This window comes from Microbacterium sp. MTN4-26 (assembly GCF_042846595.1).
GTDB lineage: Bacteria > Actinomycetota > Actinomycetes > Actinomycetales > Microbacteriaceae > Microbacterium > Microbacterium luteum.
In genome coordinates this window covers 1-919 of record NZ_BTGO01000053.1, presented here as the reverse complement: position 1 = coordinate 919, position 919 = coordinate 1, and the positions used below count along the sequence as shown (strand labels likewise).

The following is a 919-nucleotide window of genomic DNA, read 5'->3' as shown; positions in this document are numbered from 1 at the left end:
CTCGGCGGGGCATTCGTCGTTGACGCAGTACATCCAGCTGTATCTGGGTGGGTTCGGGTTGGAGCTGCAGGACCTGAAGGAGTTGCGGACGTGGGGGTCGAAGACCCCGGGTCACCCGGAGTTCGGCCACACCGACGGCGTGGAGATCACGACCGGACCGCTGGGTCAGGGACTGGCCTCGTCGGTCGGGTTCGCCTACGCCGCCCGGTATGAGCGGGGCCTGTTCGACCCGGAGTCCGCACCGGGTGAGTCGCCGTTCGATCACACCATCTACGTGATCGCCTCGGATGGGGACATCCAGGAGGGCATCACCAGCGAGGCATCCTCGCTGGCCGGGCATCAGGGGCTCGGCAATCTCGTCGTCATCTACGACGCGAACCAGATCTCGATCGAGGACGACACCGACGTCGCGTTCACCGAGGACGTCGCCGCCCGCTACGCCGCGTACGGCTGGCATGTGCAGACGGTGGATTGGAAGAAGACGGGCGAGTACGTCGAAGACGTCGCCGAGCTTCACGCAGCCCTCGAGGCGGCGAAGACCGAGGCATCGAAGCCGTCGATCATCGTGCTGAAGACGATCATCGGGTGGCCCTCGCCGGGCAAGCAGAACACCGGAAAGATCCACGGCTCCAAGCTCGGCGAGGACGAGTTGAAGGCGACGAAGGAGGTGCTCGGGTGGGACCCGGAGCAGACCTTCGTGGTGCCCGACGACGTCCTCGAGCACACTCGTTCACTCGCCGACCGTGGCGCGCAAGTGCGGGCGGCGTGGCAGGAGAAGTTCGACGCGTGGGCCGGCGCGCACCCCGAGCGCAAGGCGCTGTGGGACCGCATCAACGCGCGCGAGCTCCCCGCCGATCTCGCCGATGCGCTCCCGGTGTTCGAGGCGGGCAAGGACGTGTCCACCCGCGCCGCGTCGGGA

At 67.5% G+C, this 919-nt stretch carries 1 pseudogene; it reads left to right on the top strand.

The window, feature by feature from the left end:
- A pseudogene (locus ACGG9C_RS17040) lies at positions 1-919 on the top strand (transketolase); the annotation flags it as partial.